At 37.5% G+C, this 6,110-nt stretch carries 6 protein-coding genes and 1 other annotated feature; of the genes, 5 read left to right on the top strand and 1 reads right to left on the bottom strand.

Translation table 11 applies throughout. From position 1 onward, the window contains the following. The 5 genes from AC06OU_RS02830 to leuS form a co-directional block, all read left to right on the top strand. The coding region (locus tag AC06OU_RS02830; RefSeq protein WP_475853841.1) for a DUF4256 domain-containing protein at positions 1-281 on the top strand (281 nt) is incomplete at its 5' end. A 44-nt stretch (positions 282-325) separates the two neighbouring features. Beyond that, a complete protein-coding gene (locus AC06OU_RS02825) occupies positions 326-721 on the top strand; it encodes a hypothetical protein (RefSeq protein ID WP_475853839.1) in 396 nt (131 codons plus the stop codon). A 288-nt stretch (positions 722-1,009) separates the two neighbouring features. Next, complete coding sequence (locus tag AC06OU_RS02820; protein WP_475853837.1) at positions 1,010-1,699, top strand: CoA transferase subunit A; 690 nt, start codon at positions 1,010-1,012, stop codon at positions 1,697-1,699. 13 nt (positions 1,700-1,712) lie between these two features. Further along, positions 1,713-2,366, top strand: a complete 654-nt coding sequence (locus AC06OU_RS02815; protein ID WP_169359999.1) for a 3-oxoacid CoA-transferase subunit B — start codon at positions 1,713-1,715, stop codon at positions 2,364-2,366. Positions 2,367-2,452: 86 nt separating this feature from the next. Further along, positions 2,453-2,666, top strand: a binding site (T-box leader). A 91-nt stretch (positions 2,667-2,757) separates the two neighbouring features. Beyond that, positions 2,758-5,169, top strand: coding sequence for a leucine--tRNA ligase (gene leuS / locus AC06OU_RS02810; RefSeq protein ID WP_475853835.1), 2,412 nt, complete (start codon positions 2,758-2,760; stop codon positions 5,167-5,169). A 387-nt stretch (positions 5,170-5,556) separates the two neighbouring features. Here the strand turns inward: leuS and AC06OU_RS02805 are convergent, their stop codons facing one another. Beyond that, the gene (locus AC06OU_RS02805) at positions 5,557-5,919 is read right to left on the bottom strand and encodes a hypothetical protein (protein WP_475853833.1); all 363 of its coding nucleotides are present in this window, start codon (positions 5,917-5,919) and stop codon (positions 5,557-5,559) included. Positions 5,920-6,110: the final 191 nt, after the last annotated feature.

Below are 6,110 nucleotides of genomic sequence, written 5' to 3'. Positions count from 1 at the left end.
AAGCATTAGAGTCAAGGAAAAAACATAAACCTGAAAATAGCGCAGTGGAAATGGCTGCAGACATGGGCATCGATCTTTTAACAGAAGAACAATACCGAGAATTGCAGAAACTTGGAAATTTCGATTTGAAGACTTCGAGTTGGGTAAAAACACCTGCCAATATTAGAAAACTTGGTGGCGCTATCTTTTGTGATTGTCGCTACGATACTGTGTTTATGTACCACAATGGAGCAGAATCCTACTATGGATCCAGAGGGTTTCGAGGCTGGCTAAGAGTTTAATATGCAAAGAGCTCCATGTCACAGTACTGCTAGGGGGGAATTTAATGAACACAAGCAAATATATAACATGCGTCATTTGCCTAATGTTGTTGTTCGGATGTTCACCATCGATTAACGAAGCTAGCGGTTATAAAAAAGCTGGAATAAATGAAGAGATTCCAGTACCAGCCAATGCACAATCAACTACAGATAAATTTGACAATCCTAATATTAAAAAGGGTGAAAAGTTTATTTTAAAGAATATTGGAGGGGAACAAGGACTTTACCCACCTAAAGAATACTTTGAAGAAATTAATAATTGGGGTTGGGAAGAGCTAAAAAGTGAACAAAATGGGCATGTCCATTTTTTTAGTAAAGGGGAAACTATTATTTCGATTGTGATTAAGGAGGATTATTTTCAGCTATATGAAATGAAGGAAGACTTCGAGTTTAGTGATTAAGAGATTTAGCAACACGTAATATCTTTGGTGAATGGCATGGAATAGACTTGAATGCTTGATTCTTGAAGAAAATTTAAATTTAATGGAACAGTTACGTAGATGGTAAGAAGATAGTGAGAGACTCCGATTTATTTTAATTAGTATTATTCGAAAAATGAGGTTTTTACTCCTATTTTAATGTTATAGAAAGCGACTGTAAAAATAGAGATTAATGTAAAAAATTTGCGGAGTTGTTGGATTTTTGAGAATATAATAGAGTAGTAATTATTTTGAGAGGGGATTGGGAGCATGAAACCAATATACAATTCAGCAAAAGATGCCGTTGCAGGTATTGAAGATGGCATGACGTTAATGGTAGGTGGTTTTGGACTTGTTGGTATTCCAGAACAGTTAATTTTAGCGTTAGTTGAAAAAGGGGTAAAGGATTTAACCGTAATTTCTAATAACTGTGGAGTAGATGACAGGGGTCTAGGCCTTTTACTTAAAAATAAACAGATAAAAAAAATGATAGGCTCTTATGTAGGGGAAAATAAAGAGTTTGAAAGACAAGTAATTTCAGGAGAGATTGAAGTAGAGTTGACTCCTCAAGGTACATTAGCAGAAAAAATTCGTGCTGGTGGAGCAGGAATACCTGCATTTTTTACTCCTGCAGGTGTAGGGACAGTTGTTGCAGAGGGGAAAGAGGTACGAATGTATGATGGCAAGGAATACGTTCTAGAAGAAGCACTTAGAGCAGATTTTGCGTTGATTCGCGCAGCTAAGGCAGATAAATTTGGTAACCTAATCTATAACAAAACAGCTCAAAATTTCAATCCAATGATGGCTGCTGCAGGGAAAATTACAATTGCTGAGGTAGAAGAAATCGTAGAGACAGGCGATTTAGACCCAGCTCAAATACATACGCCAAGTATTTATGTCCAAGGTCTGTTCCAAGCAGAACAGGAAAAAAGAATCGAACGTTTAACGACACGTTCATAAGGGGGAGATTCGGATGAATACACGAGAAAAAATTGCAAGAAGAGCAGAAAAAGAAATTGAAAATGGGAACTATGTGAATTTAGGAATAGGTATTCCAACCTTAGTTGCCAACTTTATATCTCCAGACAAAACGGTCGTGCTTCAATCAGAAAATGGTCTTTTAGGTATCGGGCCATATCCAACTGAGCAAGAAGTCGATCCAGATCTTATCAACGCCGGTAAGGAGACAGTTACTACCATTCCGGGTTCTTCCTTCTTTTCAAGTGCTGAGTCATTTGCCATGATACGTGGGGGGCACGTAGACGTTGCAATTTTAGGGGCGATGGAGGTTTCTGAAAAGGGAGACTTAGCTAACTGGATGATTCCAGGTAAGATGATTAAAGGAATGGGCGGCGCAATGGATTTAGTGCATGGTGCCAAAAAAATTATCGTAATTATGGACCACTGCGCGAAGGACGGTTCTGCAAAGATTAAAAAACAATGCGAACTTCCTTTAACAGGTAAAGCCGTTGTGAATAAAATCATAACAGAACGGGCAATGATTGAAGTAACAGAAGATGGGCTAGAATTAAAAGAAGTATTTGAGGGATATTCTGTGCAAGATATTATAGATGCTACGGAAGCTGATTTAATCATTAAAGACGTAAAAGAGAATGTAGCTATTTAATTTACTAATTTCTACGATATTTGATGAGAGTGCATCTTGTGTTTTCTTTTAATTTCAATTAGAATTAATGCAATAACCATGAATAATTTTCGACTAAGACAAGGAATAGTAAATAACACTCGTTTCTAAAGAGAGCTAACGTATGGTGCAAGTTAGTGTTACGAATTATTGAACTCGCCTTTGAGTCTGTATAAGTGAACGATTAGTAGCTTATACCGTTTTCCGCGTTAAGGAGACAAGTTGAGTGGAATTTTCCACTAATTTGGGTGGTACCGCGTGAGTATATCTCTCGTCCCTTAAGTTTTTTAAGGGGCGAGTTTTTTTATTTGGTGTTGTTTTTATTGGTGAAATGACGGTTTAGACAACACCATTACCTGAAGGAGGAAGAAAAATGAGCTTTAATCATGAAGCAATTGAGCAAAAGTGGCAAAGGTATTGGAAAGAAAATAAAACATATAAAATGATTGACGATCCTTCCAAACCAAAATTTTATGCATTAGATATGTTCCCATATCCATCAGGAGTTGGACTGCATGTTGGACATCCGCTTGGATATATAGCGACAGATATTTTAAGTGCATATAAACGCAAACAAGGATATAACGTACTTCACCCAATGGGCTGGGATGCTTTTGGTCTTCCTGCTGAGCAATATGCAATTGATACTGGTAATGATCCAGCAGAGTTCACAGCAAAAAATATTGCGACATTCAAACGTCAAATGATGGATCTTGGGTTTTCCTATGATTGGGATCGTGAAATTAATACTACTGATCCTTCCTACTACAAATGGACACAATGGATTTTCATTCAGCTTTATAAAAAAGGCCTAGCATATGTGGATGAAGTGCCGGTAAACTGGTGTCCTGCATTAGGTACAGTATTAGCAAACGAAGAGGTAATCGATGGTCTATCCGAGCGTGGAGGACATCCAGTAGAACGTCGTCCAATGCGTCAATGGGTTCTTCGTATTACTGCTTATGCCGATAGATTGTTAGAGGATTTAGATGACCTTGATTGGCCTGAGAGCTTAAAGGAAATGCAACGTAACTGGATTGGACGTTCAGAAGGTGCAGAGCTTACATTTGAAATTGCGGATACTGATCAATCATTCCAAGCATTTACAACTCGTCCCGACACGATTTTTGGTGCAACGTATGCCGTATTGGCACCTGAGCATAAATTAGTGGATACTATAACAACTCCAGAGCAAATGGAGGCAGTGCAAGCATATAAAGATCAAGTTAAATTGAAAAGTGATTTAGAGCGTACTGATCTTGCTAAGCATAAAACAGGTGTTTTCACTGGTGCTTATGCAATTAATCCAGTTAGTGGTGAAAAAATGCCAATCTGGATCGCTGATTACGTTTTAGCGACATATGGAACTGGTGCTATTATGGCAGTTCCAGCACATGATGAGCGTGATTATGAGTTCGCAAAACAATTTGATCTTCCAATTGTAGAAGTAGTTTCTGGTGGAAATGTTGAAGAAGCTGCCTACACAGAGGATGGCGTACTTGTTAATTCGGATTTCTTAAATGGACTTAATAAACAAGATGCAATCGCTAAAGCAATTGAATGGTTTGAAGCGAACGGTAAAGGTGAGAAGAAAGTTACTTATCGTCTACGTGACTGGTTATTTAGCCGTCAGCGTTATTGGGGAGAGCCAATTCCAATCATTCATTGGGAAGATGGAACTTCCACTCCAGTAGACGAATCAGAGCTTCCGCTTATGCTTCCTGTGACTACTGACATCAAGCCAAGTGGAACAGGAGAGTCTCCATTAGCTAATATTGAAGAATGGGTAAATGTAGTAGATCCAGTCACTGGTAAAAAAGGACGCCGTGAAACAAATACTATGCCTCAATGGGCAGGTAGCTGCTGGTATTATATTCGCTATATCGATCCACATAATGATGAAGCGCTTATTGACCCTGAGCTAGTAAAACGCTGGTTGCCAGTGGATCTTTATGTAGGTGGAGCAGAGCATGCTGTACTTCACTTGCTATATGCACGTTTCTGGCATAAATTCCTTTATGATATTGGTGTTGTAGCAACAAAAGAGCCATTCCAAAAGTTATTCAATCAAGGAATGATCTTAGGGGAAAATCACGAGAAAATGTCCAAGTCAAAAGGAAATGTAGTAAATCCTGATGATATCGTGAAAAGCCATGGGGCAGATTCACTTCGTTTATATGAAATGTTCATGGGACCACTTGACTCTTCTAAACCATGGTCCACAAACGGCTTAGACGGCTCACGTCGATTCCTAGATCGTATTTGGAGACTTTTCGTAACAGAGGAAGGAACGTTAAGCCCTAAAGTAAGCGATACTTCATCTGACAACATGGAAAAGGTATATCACCAAACGGTTAAAAAGGTAACAGAGGATTATGAAGGAATGCACTATAATACAGCAATCTCTCAAATGATGGTATTCATTAATGAAGGGTATAAAGCTGAGAAAATCTCTAAAGAATATGTAGAGGGCTTCATTAAGCTTATTTCTCCTATCGTACCTCATATTTCAGAAGAGCTTTGGAGCATACTAGGTCATGAGGGGTCTGTTGCTTATGAATCTTGGCCAACGTTTGATGAATCGAAGCTAGTGGACAATGAAGTTGAAATCCCTGTCCAAATTAAAGGGAAGGTTCGTGCGAAGCTTGTAGTTTCTAAAGATGCTACGAAGGATGAGCTAGAAGCCTTAGCCTTAGCATCTGAACAGGTTCAACAATGGATTGATGGCAATGAAGTCAAGAAAATCATTGCAATACCTGGTAAAATGGTGAATATCGTTATTTAATAAATAATAAAGCTGCTTAATCTCTTATGGGAGTTAAGCAGCTTTTTTGTGAAGTAAAGCGAGAAATAAATCATTGAGGTAAAGATTTTATAAAAAGTTCAAACATAATTACAAAGAAAACATGAACAAATAGATGGCTGATTTCCGCTTTCGTCGGACGCTTTTTCGTGGGGTGAGCGATAAGCCATCACCCATCGCTGACGCGCGTGGTTGTGATGTCTTATCTGTCTCACACATCCCACCGGAGTCGCCGACTGCCGCTGCAATCATAAGTTGAGTAATAACGAAATTTGATAGATATTAACCTTTATTTAGGAAAAACGTTTTCCAGTATCATTTTACTTTGGTTTTATAACTATGGTACCCAGTAACGTAAAAGCTATCTATTTATTCACCGGTAAAACCTTTACCTAGGACTGTTTTTTTATCTAAATCAACAAAAACTACAAGGTTTCCAGTAGTGTCGGTCTCCGTATTATTAAAGGTAACAGAGTAAACTTGGTCTTTGGTATAATTTGAATCAAGTGATCTTTTTAATTCATCACTAAGAGGTATTTGTTTTACAATTGAATCCTTTGGGCTTACTTGAATTAAAGTATTTTCTTCCTTAGTTAAACTATTGAAAGCTACCATCTCAATTGACAATTTATTCTCTTTCTTGAAAGTAGAATACATAGATACTGTGCCTATAACCCAAATAATTAATAAGAACCCTACAATACTGAACATAAGAAATTTAGACTTCTTCATAGTTCTCCTCATTTCATAAACAATACTTATCTTTAATATAGCCAATTAATTTACCTTTTGCTCTTTATGCAATTAGTCGCCACTTCTCAAAAAAAGGTTACATTAAATCTTCAGCTACTGTTGTATGTAATACTAAAATTTCATTTTCTTCTATTATGTTATAATTAATAATGGTTATATTTTACAGAAAG

This window comes from Psychrobacillus sp. (assembly GCF_056205495.1).
The sequence above is the reverse complement of the archived record's forward strand: the minus strand, read 5'-3'. Positions and strand labels throughout refer to the sequence as shown.